The organism is Pseudomonas sp. NPDC087814, assembly GCF_044742865.1.
Taxonomy (GTDB): Bacteria; Pseudomonadota; Gammaproteobacteria; order Pseudomonadales; family Pseudomonadaceae; genus Aquipseudomonas.
The window spans coordinates 42,555-61,942 of sequence record NZ_JBIUVK010000036.1 but is presented as its reverse complement, the minus strand read 5'-3'; the positions used below and the strand labels follow the sequence as shown (position 1 = coordinate 61,942).

The window sequence follows — 19,388 nt, the reverse complement described above, 5'->3', positions numbered from 1 at the left end:
CTGGGCCAGCGGCCATTACGGCAGGGTGTTGGTTGAGACGCGCTGGTGGAACACGAAGATTGCGGTTTGCAGGCGATCATCTCTCAGGTCTGGATAGAAGGCGGTCAAGTCCGCCGGCATCATCAGGCCTTTATAAATGATGGTCTTGTGGGAAAAGCTGCAGATGTAGTGGTCGGTGTCGGCGGCATTGGCCACGGACGAGCGACGACGAGAGGTGAACAGCTTGATCGCCATGTCCTGGTCGCTCAGGCCGTCGCCTGCGATGAACACTTGTTCGATCTGCGGCAGGCGCTCCAGGGCCAGGCGGCCGAGTACGCTGGTGTCGATCGGCACTTTGCGCCAGCCGACGAGCTGCAGGCCAGCGGCCAGGATCTCGCGGTTCATGTTCTCGCGAGCAGCTTCGGCTTTTACCGGGTCCTGGTTGAAGAACACCATGCCCACAGCGTACTGCTTGGGCAAATCGGCGCCGAAATGTTCCTTGGCGACTGCGCGCAGGAACTGGTCGGGCTTTTGAATCAGCAAGCCGCAACCGTCACCGGTCTTGCCGTCGGCGTTGATCCCACCGCGGTGGGTCATGCAGGTCAGGGCCTCGATGGCCGTTTGCAAAAGGGTATGTCTGGGCTCGCCCTGCATGTGGGCTATCAGGCCGAAACCGCAGTTATCCTTGAATTCATCGGGTTGGTACAGACCTGCTTTCATAGACACTTTCTCACCAGGCTGCCTCTTATTCCGAGGCAAATTTCTTTTCAATTCAACCGGTTACCTTCCACGCCGAACGTACGCCGGCTTAGCGGGGGCAAAAGGGAGGTCATTGTACACACCGACACAGACGCTCACAAATTTAGCGACGAAATGTCGCAAATCTATGTCGCATTTATGAAAGGTTTAAAGCGATATGCTGTGCTAGTCAAAACTTTTTTAATTTTGACCGCTACGACTCAAAAGCCACTGTGACGCAGACACCACAAAGCGCGCGGCCTTCAGGGCTGCACGCTGTGTTGTTTTTTTGAGGTGCCGAGAGGGCGGCCTGGGTAAGGCCGCCGGATCTTCAGCGAGTTGTTGCCAGTTCTTGTTGAACGCTGGCGACAGTGCGAGGCCAAGGTTTACCAGCCTGAACCTTCGCTGGCAAGGCCTTGATAGCGGATTCCGCTGCTGTACGGCTGGAGAAGTTGCCGTAAGTGATCACGTAGAGAGGCTTGCCGTTGAGCACTTTCTTGAAATAACGGTACTCGCCGCCCTGCTCTTTCACGAACGCCTGGGCGTTGGCTTCGGAGCTGGTGCCGAGGATCTGCACCACGAAGTTACCGGTAGGCTGGCTGGCATACCAGCTGCTGCCGGCAGCGCCAGTCGCGGCCTTGGCCACGACGGCCGGTTTTTCGGCAGGCTTGGCGGCTGGAGCCGGCTTGGCCGCAGGCGCCGGGGCGACTGGCTTGGCAACAGGCGCAGGCTTGGCAGTGGCGACCTGGGCTGGCGCTGGCGTCGGTTTGGCCGCTGGCTGACCGGCTGGCACGCCCGCAGGTGGCGCGGTGGTGGTCACGGTCGGCGGCGTGGCGCTGGAGCCTTCCACGGGCACCCCATCGTCGCCTTCGGAGATGCCGCCAGCTTCTTCGGCGAGCGGGCCGCGCATCACCGGTTGGCCGACCATTGGCAGGTTGGTGGGTTGGCCGGAGTTGGCAAACTCAACGTTCGGCGTTGGCTTGCCCAGTGGCAACTGCGCCTGTTCGGTTGGCGCGCCAGCGGTGGTCGGTGCCTTGTTGCGACCTGGAATCAACCAGGCGGCGGCGACGGCAACCACGACAACGGCAGAAATTGCCAATACGTGCTTCTTCGGCATAGTAAACCCCATCTTTGGACGCTTTACCGCTGAGCGGCTGGCAATCATGGCTTCGATCATGGCATCCCGGGCAACCTGGTTGATGGTGCCAGGCCAGCCGTCGGAGCTTTCGTGAATATCAGAGATCTGCGAAGCGGAGAAAAGTTCGATGCCCTGCCCTGCGCCTTCCAGCCGCTGGGCCAGGTATTCGCGGGTTTCTTCTTCTTCGTAAGGCTGCAGTTCGATGACGTGGAACAGCTCCTGCTCGCCGCTGATCTGTTCAAGTTCGGCGATCAGCGAAGACTCGCCAAACAGGAACACATGCGGGCGCCCTTCAGGCGTACCGGCCGCCAGGGCCAGCAACGCTTCCAGGGCAGATTCGTCGAGCTGCTCGGCGTCATCCACCAGCAGGTAGACTTCCTGGCCGGTCAGGCCCAGTTGCACCACTTGCTTGAGGATCGCATTCGGCTCGGCAGTGGACACGTCGAGGGCCTGGGCCACTTGACGCAACACGCCTGCCGCATCACCGGCACCACGGGCGGAAACCACCACGCTCTGTACCGATTGCTTGTTGGTGCTGGCCACCAGCGCCTGGCGCAGCAAGGTCTTGCCGCTGCCCAATGGGCCGGTGACCACCAGCAGCAACTGGCTGTAGCGCGCCAGGTGGTGCAGTTGTCCCAGCACCGGCTTGCGTTGCGCAGGGAAAAACTTGAAACCAGGCACCCGAGGAGCAAAAGGGTCGTGGCTTAACTGGTAATGGCCGAGGAACGCCTCGTCGGCATGCAAACTAGTCATCGGGATCTTATTAACCTTTAAGCTGGGCCAGGGCGCGGTAATCCGCTCCCAGCGTGGCCTGTAAAATCTCTTTCGGATAATCGTCGGTCACTACCGCTTCGCCCATTCGGCGCAACAGCACCAGTCGCAGTCGACCGTCGATCACTTTCTTGTCTATTGCCATATGTTCGAGAAAATCTGCCTCGGTCATCTCCTCGGGAGGAATGACCGGCAACCCGGCGCGCTGGAACAGGCGGATCCCGCGATCACGCTCCTGGGCGCTGATCCAGCCCAGGCGTTGCGACATCTCCAATGCCATCACTGTGCCAGCCGCTACGGCCTCTCCATGCAACCACACACCATAGCCCATGTGGGTCTCGATCGCATGGCCGAAGGTGTGGCCGAGGTTCAAGGTGGCGCGCACGCCGGACTCACGTTCGTCGGCATTCACCACCAGCGCCTTGGCGGCGCAGGAGCGGGAAATCGCTTCGGTGAGTGCCACCTGGTCGAGGGCGCGCAGGGCGTCGACGTGTTCTTCCAGCCAGGTCAGGAACGGCTCGTCGCAGATCAGCCCGTACTTGATGACTTCCGCCAGGCCCGCCGACAGCTCGCGGGGTGGCAGGGTATTGAGGGTGGCAGTGTCGATCAGCACCACATTCGGCTGATAGAACGCGCCGACCATGTTCTTGCCCAGCGGGTGGTTGATGCCGGTCTTGCCGCCCACCGACGAATCGACCTGGGACAGCAAGGTGGTCGGTACCTGGATAAAGTCCACGCCGCGCTGATAGCAGGCGGCTGCAAAGCCGGCCATGTCGCCGATCACACCGCCACCCAGGGCCACCACCGTGGTGCGCCGGTCATGACGGGCGGTCAGCAGGCCATCAAAGATCAGTTGCAGGGTTTCCCAGGTCTTGAAGGCCTCGCCGTCCGGCAGCACCACCGAGATCACCGAGTACGCCGCCAGGCTGCGGCTCAGACGCTCAAGATACAGCGGCGCGACCGTTTCATTGGAGATGATCGCCACTTGCCGCCCGGCAATATGCGGTGCGAGCAACTCGGGCTGGTCCAACAAACCTTCGCCAATATGGATCGGGTAGCTGCGCTCGCCAAGATCGACCTTAAGTGTCTGCATGTGTCCCCGCGTTGAAGATGAAAGCAGGCGTCCTGCCCTACATTAACGTTGTCGGCAACGTCGGGATCTGACGCTGCCTGATGGCTCTACGCCACAACTCGGACGGTCATGACGCGCCGCCGAGGATAGCGCATTTCGGCCCTGGCTTTAACGGGGTGGCAACTGTGCCAGGCGCTCGAGAATGTCGAGAACCACCATTCGTGGCGGCCGCTCATCGGTTTCCACCACCAGATCGGCGATTTCCCGATAAAGCGGGTCGCGCAGCGTCAGCAGGTCCCGCAGGGTTTTTGCCGGGTCGGCGGTGCGCAGCAATGGGCGATTGCGATCGCGAGCGGTGCGGCCCACCTGCTGCTCGACAGACGCGTGCAGATAAACCACGCGACCGCCGGCGTGCAGCGCCCGGCGGTTCTCGTCGCGCATCACTGCGCCACCGCCGGTGGCCAATACCACGCCATCGCAGCCGCACAGTTCGGCAATCATCGCCTGCTCGCGGTCGCGAAAGCCCAGTTCGCCTTCCTTATCGAAGATCCACGGGATATTGGCGCCCGTGCGCAATTCAATTTCCTTATCGGAGTCTTTGAATGGCAGGCGCAGCTCTTTGGCCAGCAAACGGCCGATGGTGCTTTTTCCAGCCCCCATCGGTCCTACAAGAATCAAATTTCGCACAGAATCAACGACTCACAGCAATCGCCTGGTTATTCATAATACGCGGAGTCAGGAATACCAGCAGCTCGGATTTTTTCTCCGAAACCACATCCCGCCGGAAAAGGCGGCCAAGATACGGCACATCGCCCAAAAATGGCACTTTATCTACCACTTTGCTTTGAGTATTGGAGAAAACCCCGCCGATCACGATGGTCTCCCCGTCCTTGACCAGCACCTTGGCATTGACCTCGTTTTTCTTGATCGGCGGCACATCGTTGAGCCTGTTCAGGTAGTCGGGCTCGTCCTTGGTGACCTTGACCTCCATGATCACCCAGCCGTCCGGGGTGATTTGCGGGGTCACTTCCAATGACAAGGAGGCCTCCTTGAACGACACCGAGGTCGCGCCGGTGGAGCTGGACTCCTGATAGGGAATCTCGGTGCCCTTGAGGATTCGCGCGGTTTCCTTGTCGGAGGTGACGACCTTGGGCTGCGAAACGATTTCACCATTGCCGGTTTTTTCCATGGCGGTCAGTTCCAGGTCCAGCAGCAGGTTGTCGGTGATAAACGCGACACCCAGGCCGGCGCTGCCGTTGACCGCCCCCAGATCCACAAACGGCGAGCTGGGCGGGGTTTCAGGCGGCTCGGCCCCCTCCGCCAACGGCTTCCTGATCCCGCCAGCCCCCCAGTTACCCCGATTCAGTTGCCCGCCCCAGCGCACGCCAAGGCTTTTGTCGTAATCCACATTGGCCTCGACGATCCGCGCCTCGATCATCACCTGCCTTACCGGAATATCCAGTTGCGCCACAATCGTGCGCAGCTCCTCCAGCCGCTCCCGGGTCTGGTAGGCGATGATGTTGTTGGTGCGGTCATCCACCGCCACCGAGCCGCGCTCATCGGTGGCGCCTTCCAGGCCCACGGCCGACTGGAAGAGCTTGGCCAGGTCCGACGCCTTGGCGTAATTGACTTGCAGCAACTCGCGGCGCAGCGGTGCCAACTCAGTCATTTGCTTGCGCGACTCCATCGCCAGCAACTCGCGGGCGGCCAACTCCTCGGCCGGCGCGACCAGCAGCACATTGGCCGTCACACGCTTGTCCAGCCCCTTGGTTTGCAGCACCAGGTCCAGGGCCTGGTCCCAGGGCACGTCCTTGAGGCGCAGGGTGATCGAACCCTGCACGTCGTCGCTGGTCACCAGATTGAGGCCGGCAACGTCAGCAATCTGCTGCAACACCGCGCGCAACTCGATGTTCTGGAAGTTGAGGGACAGCTTGTCCCCGGTGAATGCCACGCGTCCGGTACTCAGGGGCGCATTGCCAGGTGGCGGCAGGTGAATCAAGTCGATTCGATTGGGCACAGCCATGACCATCGGTGCCGTGAACGCTATCCATAGCGCCACACCGAAGGACGAAAAAGTCCTTTTCATTGTTTGTTTCCGTTATGAGTTCACGTTCAGGGCAAGGGTTTGCGAGCGTTCCAGCCACGCGCCCTGGCCATCCGGGAAAAGCTCGGCCAGTTCGACATGGGAGTCATGAATCGCCGTGATGCGCCCGTGGTCCGGGCCCAGGTAATCGCCGATTGCCAGCCGATGGACAGACGACGCTCCGCGCAGCAGGGCGAAGGTTTGGGCCCCCAGGGACAGGGTCCCGACCATTTCGAACTGCTCCACGGCGAAGCCTTCGAGGATTCCGCGAGGCCTGGCGAGATCAGGTCCGGCAGCCGGTCGCCCGGCGGGTCGAACCAGTTGGCGAGAGGGCGGCTGGAAAGGGTCGCGCAAGGCTGCAAAATCGTACGCCACTTGCTGCGGCCCGGGCTCGGCGACAGCCTGTGCCGGCGGGTGCAAATCAACCTCTAGGTCATCGCCCGCCTGGCGGTTGTGACGATAGGTCCTGGCTACCAGACTGAGATGCAACTCCGAGGGGTCGACAGGACTGAATGCCAAGTCATGCACCGTGACAATTCCCGGCAAGCTGGCCATGCCGTTGATGAACGCCGCCAGGTCGTGAAAAGTCCCGGTGACGCCAATCTGCATGGGCGATTCGATGTACAGGGCGCGAGGCTGGTCATCCCGAAGTTCGATGGCCTCCAGCACCAAGCCATTGGCGGCACTCAGGCGGCCAATATCTTCAAGCAGGCCGGGTACCTGGGTGTCGGCAGGCAACCGCCGTAACAGGTTGGCGAAATGGCCTCGCGTTGTTTCGAATTCGCGGACCAGGGACTCCAGGCCGGCAGCCTGGATGGTTTTCAGCGCGACCTGCTGTTCAAGCGCCACTTCCTGCGACTCAAGCTGGCGCAGTTGCTCCCGCGCCCCACTCAAGTAGAAGGTATTGCCCACCGCCCACAGCAGGCAAACCACCGCGCCAGCCAGCAACGCCTTGCCCGGCAAGGGCCAGTTGGCGGCGTTCTGGCAGAGCTGGGTTATATCGGATTCCGTCAGCCCTGGCAGGCCTGACGCCCCTCTCATTGGCGCACCTCATCCGAGTGACCATGGCGAACCGTCAACTGGAAGCCATTGTCGTCGCCCTCCTGCGCGCCGCGAACCCGTTGAAGCCGGGGCGCTTCCAAGTCTTCGGCAGCTTCGAGGCCTCGCATGAACTGAGCAATGTCCCGGTTCGATCCGGCCGTACCGCTGATGGAAACAGAACCGCCGTCGACGCTCACTTCGCGCAACTGCACCCCCTCCGGCACGGCACGGGCCAACTGGTCCAGCAACTGAGCACCCGCCGCACGATCGTCCTGCAAACCCTGCACAACTTTCATCCGTTCCATCAACTGCTGGCGCTGCTCATGCAGTTCGTCGATTGCCTTGATCCGCGAGTCGAGCCCGGTGACACCCTGGCTCAACTGGTTATTGCGAGCCAACTGCCGATCGATTGCACGGTCGATCACCTGGTCTGCCAGCCAAACCGCAGCCAGCGCCACCGCTGCAGCCCCCGCCAAAAACACCAGAAAATATTTGCGCCGCCGCTCATTCCGTTCTGCGCGCCACGGCAACAGGTTGATTCGTGTCATCAGTCGAAACTCCTCAGGGCCAGCCCGCAGGCCACTCCCATTCCCTGGGCATCCACGGCCCATTGCGCGCCATCGACACGACGGCCTGGCGTGATGCTGTCCGAAGCCTGCCTGCCCGCGCGAGCCAATGCAAATGCTTCGACATCCACTATCCGCGTCGCCAGCCCCGCAAGGGCCAAAACCGCCTCACGGGCCTCTACCTGTTCCTTGAGGCAGGCAACCAGCAGCACATCGACGCTTTGCGGGTCATGGGCCGACGGGCCCTGCACCTGGAAGTCGATAGCCACATCCTCCAGCGGATAAGGAATGTACTGGTCTGCTTCCCCATGGATTCGACGCACCATTTCAGCATCCGTCAGCCCCGTGTCCATCTCCAGCACGCGGGTAATCACCGAGGGCCCTGCCACGGCCACGGCGGCATGCCTGAGTGATGTATGCGCCTGTACCAGCGCCCGGGAAAGTGCCTGCGCGACGGCATCGAAATCAACCACGCTGCTGTCGACCACCGCATGGGCCGGCAAGTGCTGCATGGCGTAGCCGCGTACGCTGTAGCCAGTGCCTGAAGCCTCCAGCTCCACCAGCCTGACGCCGGTGTCATTGATGTCGACACCCAGGACGGCATCGGCTTTTCGCCTGAAAAATCCCTTTCTCATAAAACTCCCCAAAACTTTCCCTGTCTTACGGACTGATTGCTGCCAGGCTTCCTGCATTCGGTCGGCTTGTGTGAGCGGCACGAATGACGCCCGAAGCCGAAAAATGCTTTAATGCCCAGCGTTTTTTCCCGCGTTTATCTGCTGGCCGGGTCGATCCACCACTTGCCGTGCATGTCCCGACGCCTAACCCATTCTTTTCCTTGGAAATCCAAAAGCCTTGATTCGTCTGCTGAAGTTTTTCGGGTACTCCATTGTCGCGATCGTCTGCGGGCTGATGCTCGTGCTCAGCGGGGCCTATCTCTACCTTAGTCCGGGTTTGCCCTCCGTAGAGGCCCTGAGAAGTATCCAGTTGCAGATTCCTTTGCGGGTCTACAGCAGCGATGAAAAACTGATCGCGGAGTTCGGCGAAATGCGCCGCACACCGATCCGTTTCGCCGACATTCCACCCAATTTCATCAACGCCCTGCTGTCGGCTGAAGACGATAACTTCGCCAATCACTATGGCGTCGACCCAAGCAGCCTGGTGCGGGCGGCCACGCAGTTGGTAAAAAGCGGACACATTCAATCCGGTGGCAGCACCATCACCATGCAGGTGGCGAAGAACTTCTTCCTCACCAGCGAACGCAGCTTTTCCCGCAAAGCCACGGAAATCCTCCTGGCGTTGCAGATCGAACGTCAGCTGACCAAGGACGAGATCCTTGAGCTGTACGTCAACAAGATCTATCTGGGCAACCGCGCCTACGGCATCGAGGCGGCTTCGCAGGTTTACTACGGCAAGTCGATTCGTGACGCCAGCCTGGCGCAGATGGCGATGATTGCCGGCCTGCCCAAGGCGCCTTCACGCTTTAACCCGCTGGCCAACCCGGCGCGCAGCAAAGAGCGCCGCGACTGGATCCTGGGCCGCATGTACAAGCTGGGCAAGATCGACCAGGCCGCGTACGAAAGTGCGGTGGCCGAGCCGCTGAACGCCAGCTATCACGTGCCGACCCCGGAAGTGAATGCCCCGTATATCGCCGAAATGGCCCGTGCCGAGATGGTCGGCCGCTATGGCAGCGAGGCGTACACCGAAGGTTTCCGCGTGACCACGACGATTCCGAGCAACCTGCAGGAAATCGCCAACAAGTCTGTACACGATGGCCTGGTCGCCTATGACCAGCGCCATGGCTACCGCGGCCCTGAATCGCGCCTGCCGGGCAAGACCCTGAGCGCCTGGACCGTCGAGCTGGGCAAACAGCGCCCGATCAGCGGCCTTGAACCCGCCATCGTCACCCAGGTGAAGAAAGATGGCGTGCAGGTACTGACCCGCACCGGCGAAGAGCATGTGTCGTGGGACAGCATGAAATGGGCCCGCCCTTTCCTGAACACCAACAGCATGGGCCCGATGCCCAAGCAGCCGTCGGACGTGGCCCAGGTCGGTGACCTGGTTCGCGTGCAGCGCCAGAAGGACGACAGCCTGAAATTCAGCCAGGTGCCCGTGGCACAGGGCGCGCTGGTGTCGCTTGACCCGCAGAACGGTGCAATCCGTGCCCTGGTCGGCGGCTTTGCCTTCGAGCAGAGCAACTACAACCGCGCCACCCAGGCCAAGCGCCAGCCGGGTTCCAGCTTCAAGCCGTTCATCTACAGCGCTGCACTGGATAACGGCTACACCGCCGCCAGCCTGGTCAACGATGCACCGATCGTGTTCGTCGACGAGTACCTGGACAAAGTCTGGCGCCCGAAGAACGACACCAACACCTTCCTCGGCCCGATCCGCGTCCGCGAGGCGCTGTACAAGTCGCGTAACCTGGTGTCGATCCGCCTGCTGCAGGCGATGGGCGTAGGCAAGACCATCGACTACATCACCCGCTTCGGCTTCAACAAGTCGGACCTGCCGCCCAACCTGTCCCTGGCACTGGGTACCGCCACGCTGACGCCGATGGAAATCGCCACCGGCTGGAGCACCTTTGCCAACGGCGGCTACAAGATCACCCCGTACCTGATCGACAAGATCGAAAGCCGTAGCGGCGAAACCCTGTTCACCGCCAACCCGCCACGGGTCCCGGGCGACGTGGTCAATGGCGTCGCGGCCACTGACGGCCAGGCAGCACCGGCCAACGGCGGCATCACCATCGAGCCGACGCCAGGCGAAGCGCCGGCAGCTGGTGCACCCGCCGCACCACAGGCGCCAGCCGTGGCCGAGCGTGTGGTGGATGGCCGTACCACTTACATCCTCAACAGCATCCTGGAAGACGTGATCAAGAAGGGTACTGGGCGTCGCGCCCTGGCCCTGGGCCGTGCCGATATCGCCGGCAAGACCGGTACCACCAACGATTCCAAGGATGCCTGGTTCTCCGGCTACAACGCCGACTACGTGACCACCGTATGGACCGGTTACGACCAGCCGGAAAGCCTCGGTCGCCGGGAGTTCGGCGGCACCGTCGCGCTGCCGATCTGGATGAGCTACATGGGCGCCGCGCTGAAGGATATGCCGCTGCATACCCAGCCGGAACCGGAAGGCATCCTGAGCCTGCGGATCGACCCGATCAGCGGCCGTGCAGCAGCGCCGAGCACGCCGAATGCGTACTTCGAGCTGTTCAAGAGCGAGGACACGCCGCCGTCGGTCAACGAGCTGGGCAATGGTGTTGCACCGGGCAGCCCGCTGCCGGCGGACGAGGCGGCGCCGATCGATTTGTTCTAACACGCAGTTCCAATGTGGGAGCGGGCTTGCTCGCGAAAGCGGAGTATCAGGCTCAGATGGGCCGACTGACACACCGTCTTCGCGAGCAAGCCCGCTCCCACAGTTGGATCACTGCCAGGCTCGAGCCAATTGCCAGCCACAAAAAAAGCCCCGACTCGCAAGAGCCGGGGCTTTTTGGTGGTGCGCTACAACGGCTTAGCCGTTGAACACATCATCCACGCTTTGCAGCGGGTAGTTCTTCGGATACGGCAGGGTGGCCACACCCGTCTCGATTGCGGCTTTGGCCACGGCATCGGAGATCAGGGTGATCAGGCGCTTGTCCATTGGTTTCGGGATGATGTACTCACGACCGAATTCCAGCTTGATGCCGCCGTAGGCGTCGCACACTTCCTGAGGAACCGGCAGCTTGGCCAGTTCGCGCAGGGCGTTGGCGGCCGCGACTTTCATCTCTTCGTTGATGCGCTTGGCGCGAACGTCCAGGGCACCACGGAAGATGAACGGGAAGCCCAGTACGTTGTTGACCTGGTTCGGGTAGTCCGAACGGCCGGTGGCCATGATCACGTCGTTACGGGTGGCGTGGGCCAGTTCCGGGGAGATTTCCGGATCCGGGTTGGAGCACGCGAACACGATCGGGTTGGCCGCCATGGACTTGAGGCCTTCGGCGCTCAGCAGGTTCGGGCCGGACAGGCCAACGAACACGTCTGCACCGTCCAGGGCATCAGCCAGGGTACGCTTGGAGGACGGATGCGCGAACATCGCCTTGTACTGGTTCAGGTCGGTACGCTCGGACTGCACAACGCCCTTGCTGTCGACCATGTAGATGTTTTCCAGCTTGGCGCCCATGCTCACCAGCAACTTCATGCAGGAGATGGCCGCGGCGCCGGCGCCCAGGCAAACGATCTTGGCTTCGCCAAGGGTTTTGCCGGCGATTTCCAGGGCGTTGATCATGCCGGCCGCGGTAACGATCGCGGTGCCGTGCTGGTCATCGTGGAATACCGGGATGTCGCACTGTTCGATCAGGGCCTTTTCGATCTCGAAGCACTCAGGTGCCTTGATGTCTTCCAGGTTGATGCCACCGAAGGTGATGGAGATGCGCTTGACGGTGTCGATGAAAGCCTGCGGGCTTTCGGAATCCACTTCGATATCGAATACGTCAATGCCGGCGAAGCGCTTGAACAGCACGCCTTTACCTTCCATGACTGGCTTGGAAGCCAATGGGCCGAGGTTACCCAGGCCGAGGATCGCGGTGCCATCAGAGATCACTGCAACCAGGTTGCCTTTGCCGGTGTACTTGTAGGCCAGTTCAGGATCGCGGGCGATTTCACGTACGGGCTCGGCAACGCCAGGGCTGTAGGCCAGCGACAGGTCGCGGGCGGTGGCAGTGGCTTTGGTGAGCTCTACACTCAGCTTTCCTGGACGAGGATGGGCATGATATTCGAGAGCGGCAGTTTTCAAATCAGACATATCGGCATTCCGCTTTTACTGTTGGTCGACGGACCGCCGAGGATACGCGTGTCGCAAAGTCCCCACAAGACTGGGCAGTCACAGGTGTCAAGGGCCCTGCCCTACGACTTTTGGCCAAGAGCCACGGGATACAAGGGCTCAACTGTTCACAATCGACCTGAAAAATGTCTACAATTTTTTCTTACGGCGCCTGCTCGAGCATGCCGGGATCGGTCAGTGGCAACAGCCAGCGTGCCTGGCCCTTTTCCAGGCCGCCGCGTCGGGAGCGGTCCAGCACCCAGCCGCGGGCTTCGATGGACTGGCCCTGCAAACCTTTCAACAGCGCACTGTCGAATCGGCCCACCAGATTGGGTGCAATGCGCAGTACCAGCGAGCCCTGCAACTCAATCCAGACTCCGCCGCGATTGCGTTCGATTTTGCTCACTCGGCCGTTGACCACGGCAAAGCCCGAGCGCTGGATCTTCGCCGCATCGACCACCGGTGACCGGCGCCACACCCCCAGCCGGGCCTGCCGGGCGCTGCGTTCGGCGGCTTGCTGGCAGGCCACCAGTTCCACATTCGGCGCGACCGCCACCTGGAAGCCAAGGCCTTCGGCGAGCAACTGCGCTTCCAGATTTGCTCCATTGGCACCGTAGAGATGGGCCAGGGTGCGGCCGTAACGGTCCTTGCTCTCCCGTCCGGGCACCACGCCAACGCGCCCACCGCTCGCGCCCACAAGACTTTGCAGGCGCTCGCGAGCGGCCACGGCGAAGGGCTCGTCAGTGCGCCCCTGCTTGCCGGTTTCCGGGGCATTGACGCCGATCATGCGTATGCTGCGGCCATCCTTGAGGCGCACGGTGTCGCCATCCACTACCCGCTGCACGTCGAAGGTCGCGACATCGCCGGGCGCCGGGCAGAACACCTCGGCCTGGGCGGGCGCCAGCCAAATCGCAGACACAAAAAAGGCGCCCACAAGGGACGCCTTTTTCATCAGCGAGGACAAGCCATACAGGCCATCCAAGCGGACCAGCCTTACTCGGCTTTAGGAGCAGCTTTAGCGCCGAAAGCACCGAAGCGGGTCTTGAAGCGGTCAACACGGCCGCCAACATCCAGAGTCTTCTGCTTACCGGTGTAGAACGGGTGGCACTCGTTGCACACGTCGATTGGCAGAGCTTTGCCGAAAGTCGAACGGGTTTCGAACTTGTTACCGCAGCTGCAGGTAACGTCGATGGCAACATAGTTTGGATGGATATCGGCTTTCATGGTGTATTCCTCAGGCTAGCGTGCCGCCAATCAACACTATTGTTGAATACCGCACGTAATTAGGCCGCGGATTCTACCAGACCTTTTTAAACGCGCAAGAAGCACAACGGCCCCTTTCATCAGAAAAGCGCGGCATACACAAGGCCCTGTGGGAGCCGGGCTTGCCCGCGATGCAGGCGCCGCGGTGCCTCAGGTGCACCGTGTCGATACTATCGCGGGCAAGCCCGGCTCCCACATCCACCGCTGGTCTGCTAGGCTCCCGCCCTTCTTCGCCGCCCGTCATATGAGAACCCCCGCGTGCCCGACGCCATTTTGCGCCTCGCCCTGCCCTCGCCCCTGCGCCGCCTGTTCGATTATCGGGCCCCTGCCGGCGTATTGCGGTCGCAGTTGCAGCCCGGCATGCGCGTACGGGTACCGTTTGGCCGGCGGGAGATGATCGGCATCCTGGTGGAGGTCGCCGATCACAGCGAAGTGTCCGCCGAGAAGCTCAAGCCGGCCGTGGCCATCCTCGACAGCACGCCGCCGCTGCCGCCTGCGCTGTTCAAGCTGTGCCTGTGGACCTCGCAGTATTACCAGCACAGCCTCGGCGACACCTTGAGCTGGGCGCTGCCGGTGCTGTTGCGCCAGGGCGAACTGGCCGAGGCGCGCCAGGAGCGTTTCTGGTCGATGGTCCCGGGGGCGCGCATGGACGACCCGCGCATCGCCCGCGCCCCGCGCCAGCGTGAAGCCCTGGCAACCCTGGCCCAGCATCCCCACGGCGTCGCCCATCAGCTGTTAAGCAAGCTGATGCTGAGCAAGGACAGCCTGGACTTGCTGCTGGCCAAGGGCCTGGTGCAGGTGGAAATCCGCAAGCACGCCCCCGGCGAGCGCCACGAACACTGGCTGGCTCAGCCGGAATTGCCGCTCAACCCCGAACAACGCGCCGCCTACGAGGCAATTCGCGCCGGCTTCGACAGCTTCCACGCGTTCCTGCTGGCCGGCGTCACCGGCAGCGGCAAGACCGAAGTCTATTTGCAACTGATCCGCGAAACCCTCGAAGCCGGCAAACAGGCACTGGTGCTGATCCCCGAGATCAACCTCGGCCCGCAAACCCTGGCGCGTTTCGAGCAGCGTTTCAACGCGCGCATCGCCCTGGTGCACTCGGCGGTCAACGACCGCGAGCGCCTGGAATCCTGGCTCGCCGCCCGGGACGGCGAGGCCGACATTATTATCGGCACCCGTTCGGCGCTGTTCACCCCGATGAAAAATCCCGGGCTGATCATCATCGACGAAGAACACGACGGCTCCTATAAACAGCAGGAAGGCCTGCGCTACCACGCCCGCGACCTGGCGCTGGTGCGCGCCCGCCAGGAAAACATCCCGATTGTGCTGGGCTCGGCCACGCCTTCCCTGGAAAGCCTGCACAACGCCTACACCGGGCGCTACGGCCTGCTGCGTCTCAATGAACGTGCCGGCGGTGCCAAGCAGCCCCGCTTCCTGCGCCTGGATGTAAAAAGTCGCCCGCTGGACAGCGGCATTTCCGGGCCGATGCAGCAAGCCATCGGGCAAACCCTCGCGGCGGGCCAGCAAGTGCTGGTGTTCCTCAACCGCCGGGGTTTTGCGCCGACGCTGCTGTGCCACGACTGCGGCTGGATGTCCGAGTGCAATCGCTGCGATGCGCGAATGACCGTGCACCAGCGCTCCGGCGAGTTGCGCTGCCATCACTGCGGCCATGTGGAACGGGTGCCGCGTCACTGCCCGCAGTGCGGCAAAGTCGACTTGCGACCGGTGGGTGCGGGCACCGAGCGCGCCGAAGAACGACTGGGCATCCTGTTCCCGGATTACCCGGTGCTGCGGGTCGACCGCGACAGCACCTCGCGAAAGGACGCGATGAATCAGTTGTTCGCCACGATCCAGAAGGGCCAGCCGTGCATTCTGGTGGGCACGCAGATGCTTGCCAAAGGGCATCACTTCCCACGGGTGACCCTGGTGTCGATCCTGGATGCCGACGGCGGGCTGTTCTCCGGGGATTTTCGCGCCAGCGAGCGCATGGCGCAGTTGATCGTGCAGGTCGCAGGCCGGGCCGGGCGGGCCGAAGAGCCGGGCAAGGTGATCATCCAGACGCACCTGGCCGACCACCCGCTGCTGATTCAACTGACAGAACAAGGCTACTTTGCCTTCGCCGAACAGGCCTTGAGCGAGCGACGCTCGGCAGGTCTGCCACCGTTTGCGCATCTGGCGCTGCTGCGGGCCGAAGCGCACAAGCCGGGGCAGGCCGAAGGTTTCCTGGATGAAGCGTGCAGCGAGGCTGAACGTTTGCTGGGGGAACTGGGTCTGACCGGCATCGAGCTATTGGGCCCGGTGCCAGCACCGATGGAACGCCGCGCCGGGCGTTACCGCGCCCAGCTACTCTTGCAAGCCAGCGCCCGCGCGCCGCTGCATCGTTTATTAAGCAGCTGGTTACTTGCGCTGGAGCAAATGCCCAGTGGTCGCCAGGTGAGATGGTCGCTGGACGTAGACCCGGTAGATTTGTATTAACCCCCTGTGGCGAGGGAGCTTGCTCCCGCTGGGCTGCGTAGCAGCCCCAAAAAAGCCGGGAGCGCTACGCACTCCAGCGGGAGCAAGCTCCCTCGCCAGAGCAAGCTCCCTCGCCACAGGTTAATCGTCCGTCAAGGTCCCGCGAAGGTTGGCAAGCCCGCCCTCGCCACGGATAATGCCCAGTTTTTCCACCTGCGCATCGCGCGCCACCGCTTGCGGTCGAAAGAGAACACCATGAAAGACACCATTCGCCAGCTGATCCAACAAGCCCTCACCCAACTCGTCAACGAAGGTGTGTTGCCTGAAGGCCTGACGCCGGCGATCCAGGTGGAAAATACCCGCGACAAGACCCACGGTGATTTCGCCAGCAACATCGCGATGATGCTGGCCAAGCCGGCCGGCCTGAAGCCGCGCGACCTGGCGGAAAAAATCATCGCCGCGCTGCCGGCCGACCCTCAGGTGACCAAGGCTGAAATCGCCGGCCCAGGCTTCATCAACTTCTTCCAGAACACCCAGGCCCTGGCTTCGCGCCTGGACGCGGCCCTGGCCGACGCGAAAATCGGCGTGCGCAAGGCCGGCCCGGCACAGCGCGTGGCCATCGACCTGTCGGCACCGAACCTGGCCAAGGAAATGCACGTGGGCCACCTGCGCTCCACCATCATTGGCGACGGCGTGGCGCGGGTCCTGGAGTTCCTCGGCGATGACGTGATCCGCCAGAACCACGTGGGCGACTGGGGTACCCAGTTCGGCATGTTGATGGCCTATCTGCAGGAAAACCCGATCACCAGCAACGAGCTGTCGGACCTGGAGAACTTCTACCGCGCCGCCAAGAAGCGTTTCGACGAATCCGAAGAATTCGCCGACCGTGCCCGTGGCCTGGTGGTCAAGCTGCAAGCCGGCGATGCCGAATGCCTGGAACTGTGGGGCCGCTTCCGCGAGATCTCGCTGTCCCACTGCCAGGAAATCTACGAGCTGCTCAACGTCAAATTGACCATGGCCGACGTGATGGGCGAAAGCGCCTACAACGACGACCTGATCAACGTGGTCAACGACCTCAAGGCCAAGGGCCTGCTGGTTGAAAGCAACGGCGCGCAGTGCGTGTTCCTCGAAGAATTCAAGACCGCCGACGGCGACCCGCTGCCGGTGATCATCGTCAAGGCCGATGGCGGCTACCTCTACGCCACCACCGACCTGGCCGCCGTGCGCTACCGCAGCGGCGTGCTGAAAGCCGACCGTGCCCTGTATTTCGTTGACCAGCGCCAGGCCCTGCACTTCCAGCAAGTGTTCGAAGTGGCGCGCCGCGCCGGTTTCGTCACCCACCCGATGCAGATGGAACACATGGGCTTCGGCACCATGAACGGCGCCGATGGCCGCCCGTTCAAGACCCGTGACGGCGGCACCGTGAAGCTGATCGACCTGCTGAACGAAGCCCAGGACCGCGCCTACAACCTGGTGAAGGAAAAGAACCCGGAGCTGGCCGAAGCCGACCTGCGCAACATCGCCCGCGTCGTGGGGATTGGCGCGGTGAAATACGCCGACCTGTCCAAGCACCGCACCAGCGACTACAGCTTCAACTTCGAACTGATGCTCAACTTCGAAGGCAACACCGCGCCGTACCTGCTGTATGCCTACACGCGGGTGGCCGGTGTGTTCCGCAAGCTCGGCAAGGACTTCAGCGAAGTCGAAGGCCAGATCAACCTTGAGGCGCCACACGAGCAGGAACTGGCCGCCAAACTGGCGCAATTCGGCGAAGTGCTGAATAGCGTCGGCGAAAAAGGCACACCGCACATCCTCTGCACCTATTTGTACGAAGTCGCCGGTTTGTTCTCCAGCTTCTACGAGAACTGCCCGATCCTGACCGCAGACGACGAAGCCCAAAAGCAGAGCCGCCTGCGCCTCGCCGCACTGGCAGGACGGACCCTCAAGCAAGGCCTGGAATTGTTGGGCCTGGAAACTCTGGAGCGTATGTAAGTTGGCTGCCAAGAAAAAACCTGCACCCAAGCGCGGCGCCAGCCGCTACCAGGCACCGGCGAAGAAGCCTATTCCGGGCTGGTTGTGGATGGCCATCGGCCTGACGGTCGGCGCGTTTGTGGTGTTCCTGATGAAGCTCGACCCGGGCAAGGGCGATGACGTCAAACGGGTCAAGCAAGAACAGCAGAAGGCCACGAAAATGGCCGAGGCGAACAAGACACCGCCTAGCCCGACTGCGCCGGTGAAGCCGAAGTACGACTTCTACACGCTGCTGCCGGAATCGGAAGTGATCGTGCCGCCGGACGCCGTGCCGGAGAAAACCCTGCCGACGCCGCAGCCGGTGCCGACTACGCCGGTTACCCCGGCGGAAGCAGCGAAGATCGACACGGCCCGGGCCCAGGCTGCGTTGGCCGGGATTACCCCGCCGCCACCGCCGCCGGTTGCCACGACCAAGGCCGCGCCGGTGACCAAGTTCTTCCTGCAGGCGGGCTCGTTCCCGAAACAGGCGGATGCGGACCGTGTGCGCGCGCAGATTATTCTGTTGGGGCAGGCGGTGACGGTGGAGTCCGGGACGGTTAAGGATGCGACCTGGTATCGCGTGCTGGTGGGGCCGTTCAGCAACCGTGAACAGCTGACCGTGGCGCAGAAGCAACTGGCCGGCGCCGGGTTTAGCAACCTGTTGTTACAACAACGCCAGAGCCGCTGATTCCGGAAACAGCATCGGGTTAATGTGGGAGCGGGCTTGCTCGCGAATGCGGTAGATCAGTCAATATTTTAGGTGACTGACACACCGCATTCGCGAGCAAGCCCGCTCCCACATTTGATTTTCATCGGCCTCAGGACCGAGTCCGACACATAAACACCACTCGTCCGCCCTCCCGTCCTACAGTTGAAATCCCCCCCGCCACCCCCATATGAGTTCCATCAGGGCATTTTCGCCCCGCAGCGTGGAGACTCTCCCCTTGACCACCATCGTTTCAGTTCGCCGCCACGGCAAAGTCGTCATGGGCGGCGACGGCCAGGTTTCACTTGGCAATACCGTGATGAAAGGCAACGCGAAAAAAGTCCGTCGCCTGTACCACGGCCAGGTCCTCGCCGGTTTCGCCGGCGCCACCGCTGACGCCTTTACCCTGTTCGAGCGCTTTGAAGGCCAACTTGAGAAGCACCAGGGCCATCTGGTCCGTGCCGCCGTCGAACTCGCCAAAGAATGGCGCACCGACCGCTCCCTCAGCCGCCTGGAAGCCATGTTGGCCGTCGCCAACAAAGACGCCTCGCTGATCATCACCGGCAACGGCGACGTGGTTGAACCCGAAGAAGGCCTGATCGCCATGGGTTCCGGCGGCGGTTACGCCCAGGCCGCTGCCAGCGCCCTGCTGAAGAAAACCGACCTGTCGGCCCGGGAAATCGTCGAGACTGCCCTGGGTATCGCTGGCGACATCTGTGTCTTCACCAACCACAACCTGACCATTGAGGAGCAGGACCTCGCCGAATAAG

General features: G+C 62.2%; 15 protein-coding genes and 1 pseudogene. 5 read left to right on the top strand and 11 right to left on the bottom strand.

All coding sequences use genetic code 11. The annotated features are described in order from the left end of the window. Positions 1–18: 18 nt before the first annotated feature. The 8 genes and pseudogenes from gltB to pilM form a co-directional block, all read right to left on the bottom strand. Positions 19–699, bottom strand: a pseudogene (gene gltB / locus ACIOMR_RS22360) (glutamate synthase large subunit); the annotation flags it as partial. Positions 700–1,048: 349 nt separating this feature from the next. Continuing rightward, positions 1,049–2,608 carry an SPOR domain-containing protein gene (locus ACIOMR_RS22355; protein ID WP_003209350.1) on the bottom strand — a complete coding sequence of 520 codons (1,560 nt, stop codon included), beginning with the start codon at positions 2,606–2,608 and terminating at the stop codon, positions 1,049–1,051. Positions 2,609–2,618: 10 nt separating this feature from the next. Beyond that, the gene (aroB, locus tag ACIOMR_RS22350; RefSeq protein ID WP_003209346.1) at positions 2,619–3,719 is read right to left on the bottom strand and encodes a 3-dehydroquinate synthase; all 1,101 of its coding nucleotides are present in this window, start codon (positions 3,717–3,719) and stop codon (positions 2,619–2,621) included. A gap of 147 nt (positions 3,720–3,866) precedes the next feature. Further along, positions 3,867–4,385, bottom strand: coding sequence for a shikimate kinase AroK (gene aroK, locus ACIOMR_RS22345; RefSeq protein WP_003209345.1), 519 nt, complete (start codon positions 4,383–4,385; stop codon positions 3,867–3,869). A 4-nt stretch (positions 4,386–4,389) separates the two neighbouring features. After that, on the bottom strand, positions 4,390–5,727 hold the full coding sequence (locus tag ACIOMR_RS22340; RefSeq protein WP_401196426.1) for a type IV pilus secretin PilQ: 1,338 nt from the start codon (positions 5,725–5,727) through the stop codon (positions 4,390–4,392). A 69-nt stretch (positions 5,728–5,796) separates the two neighbouring features. Further along, positions 5,797–6,822 (bottom strand): pilus assembly protein PilP, encoded by a 1,026-nt coding sequence (locus ACIOMR_RS22335; RefSeq protein WP_401196419.1) that lies wholly within the window; start codon positions 6,820–6,822, stop codon positions 5,797–5,799. Beyond that, positions 6,819–7,370: a PilN domain-containing protein gene (locus tag ACIOMR_RS22330; RefSeq protein ID WP_003209339.1), complete on the bottom strand. Its 552-nt coding sequence runs from the start codon at positions 7,368–7,370 to the stop codon at positions 6,819–6,821. Before ACIOMR_RS22330 ends, ACIOMR_RS22335 begins: the two co-directional genes overlap by 4 nt. Continuing rightward, on the bottom strand, positions 7,370–8,023 hold the full coding sequence (pilM, locus tag ACIOMR_RS22325; RefSeq protein WP_177020732.1) for a type IV pilus biogenesis protein PilM: 654 nt from the start codon (positions 8,021–8,023) through the stop codon (positions 7,370–7,372). The genes ACIOMR_RS22330 and pilM overlap by 1 nt, the downstream gene beginning before the upstream one ends. A gap of 220 nt (positions 8,024–8,243) precedes the next feature. Between pilM and ACIOMR_RS22320 the strand changes: the two genes are divergently transcribed. After that, positions 8,244–10,700 carry a penicillin-binding protein 1A gene (locus tag ACIOMR_RS22320; protein ID WP_371132925.1) on the top strand — a complete coding sequence of 819 codons (2,457 nt, stop codon included), beginning with the start codon at positions 8,244–8,246 and terminating at the stop codon, positions 10,698–10,700. A gap of 195 nt (positions 10,701–10,895) precedes the next feature. On the opposite strand, the gene ACIOMR_RS22315 is transcribed toward ACIOMR_RS22320, so the two are convergent. The 3 genes from ACIOMR_RS22315 to rpmE form a co-directional block, all read right to left on the bottom strand. Beyond that, complete coding sequence (locus ACIOMR_RS22315; RefSeq protein WP_102367939.1) at positions 10,896–12,164, bottom strand: malic enzyme-like NAD(P)-binding protein; 1,269 nt, start codon at positions 12,162–12,164, stop codon at positions 10,896–10,898. Between the two features lie 181 nt (positions 12,165–12,345). Further along, the gene (locus ACIOMR_RS22310) at positions 12,346–13,134 is read right to left on the bottom strand and encodes a thermonuclease family protein (RefSeq protein ID WP_134327619.1); all 789 of its coding nucleotides are present in this window, start codon (positions 13,132–13,134) and stop codon (positions 12,346–12,348) included. 41 nt (positions 13,135–13,175) lie between these two features. Next, positions 13,176–13,406 (bottom strand): 50S ribosomal protein L31, encoded by a 231-nt coding sequence (rpmE, locus tag ACIOMR_RS22305; RefSeq protein ID WP_003209330.1) that lies wholly within the window; start codon positions 13,404–13,406, stop codon positions 13,176–13,178. Between the two features lie 297 nt (positions 13,407–13,703). On the opposite strand from rpmE, the gene ACIOMR_RS22300 reads away from it, so the two are divergent. The 4 genes from ACIOMR_RS22300 to hslV all read left to right on the top strand — a co-directional run bounded on the left by ACIOMR_RS22300 (position 13,704) and on the right by hslV (position 19,387). Further along, positions 13,704–15,923, top strand: a complete 2,220-nt coding sequence (locus ACIOMR_RS22300; protein WP_178902867.1) for a primosomal protein N' — start codon at positions 13,704–13,706, stop codon at positions 15,921–15,923. A gap of 234 nt (positions 15,924–16,157) precedes the next feature. Further along, a complete protein-coding gene (gene argS / locus ACIOMR_RS22295) occupies positions 16,158–17,894 on the top strand; it encodes an arginine--tRNA ligase (protein ID WP_003209327.1) in 1,737 nt (578 codons plus the stop codon). 1 nt (position 17,895) lies between these two features. Then, positions 17,896–18,600 carry an SPOR domain-containing protein gene (locus ACIOMR_RS22290; RefSeq protein ID WP_003209324.1) on the top strand — a complete coding sequence of 235 codons (705 nt, stop codon included), beginning with the start codon at positions 17,896–17,898 and terminating at the stop codon, positions 18,598–18,600. A 256-nt stretch (positions 18,601–18,856) separates the two neighbouring features. Further along, positions 18,857–19,387, top strand: a complete 531-nt coding sequence (gene hslV, locus ACIOMR_RS22285) for an ATP-dependent protease subunit HslV (protein ID WP_003209323.1) — start codon at positions 18,857–18,859, stop codon at positions 19,385–19,387. Position 19,388 lies beyond the last annotated feature (1 nt).

Coding starts and splice junctions, on each gene's coding strand:
- ACIOMR_RS22355 (WP_003209350.1), bottom strand. CDS start 2,608: ATGACTAGTTTGCATGCCGACGAGGCGTTCCTCGGCCATTACCAGTTA.
- aroB (WP_003209346.1), bottom strand. CDS start 3,719: ATGCAGACACTTAAGGTCGATCTTGGCGAGCGCAGCTACCCGATCCAT.
- ACIOMR_RS22340 (WP_401196426.1), bottom strand. CDS start 5,727: ATGGTCATGGCTGTGCCCAATCGAATCGACTTGATTCACCTGCCGCCA.
- ACIOMR_RS22335 (WP_401196419.1), bottom strand. CDS start 6,822: ATGAGAGGGGCGTCAGGCCTGCCAGGGCTGACGGAATCCGATATAACC.
- ACIOMR_RS22330 (WP_003209339.1), bottom strand. CDS start 7,370: ATGACACGAATCAACCTGTTGCCGTGGCGCGCAGAACGGAATGAGCGG.
- pilM (WP_177020732.1), bottom strand. CDS start 8,023: ATGAGAAAGGGATTTTTCAGGCGAAAAGCCGATGCCGTCCTGGGTGTC.
- ACIOMR_RS22315 (WP_102367939.1), bottom strand. CDS start 12,164: ATGTCTGATTTGAAAACTGCCGCTCTCGAATATCATGCCCATCCTCGT.
- ACIOMR_RS22310 (WP_134327619.1), bottom strand. CDS start 13,134: ATGAAAAAGGCGTCCCTTGTGGGCGCCTTTTTTGTGTCTGCGATTTGG.
- rpmE (WP_003209330.1), bottom strand. CDS start 13,406: ATGAAAGCCGATATCCATCCAAACTATGTTGCCATCGACGTTACCTGC.
- argS (WP_003209327.1), top strand. CDS start 16,158: ATGAAAGACACCATTCGCCAGCTGATCCAACAAGCCCTCACCCAACTC.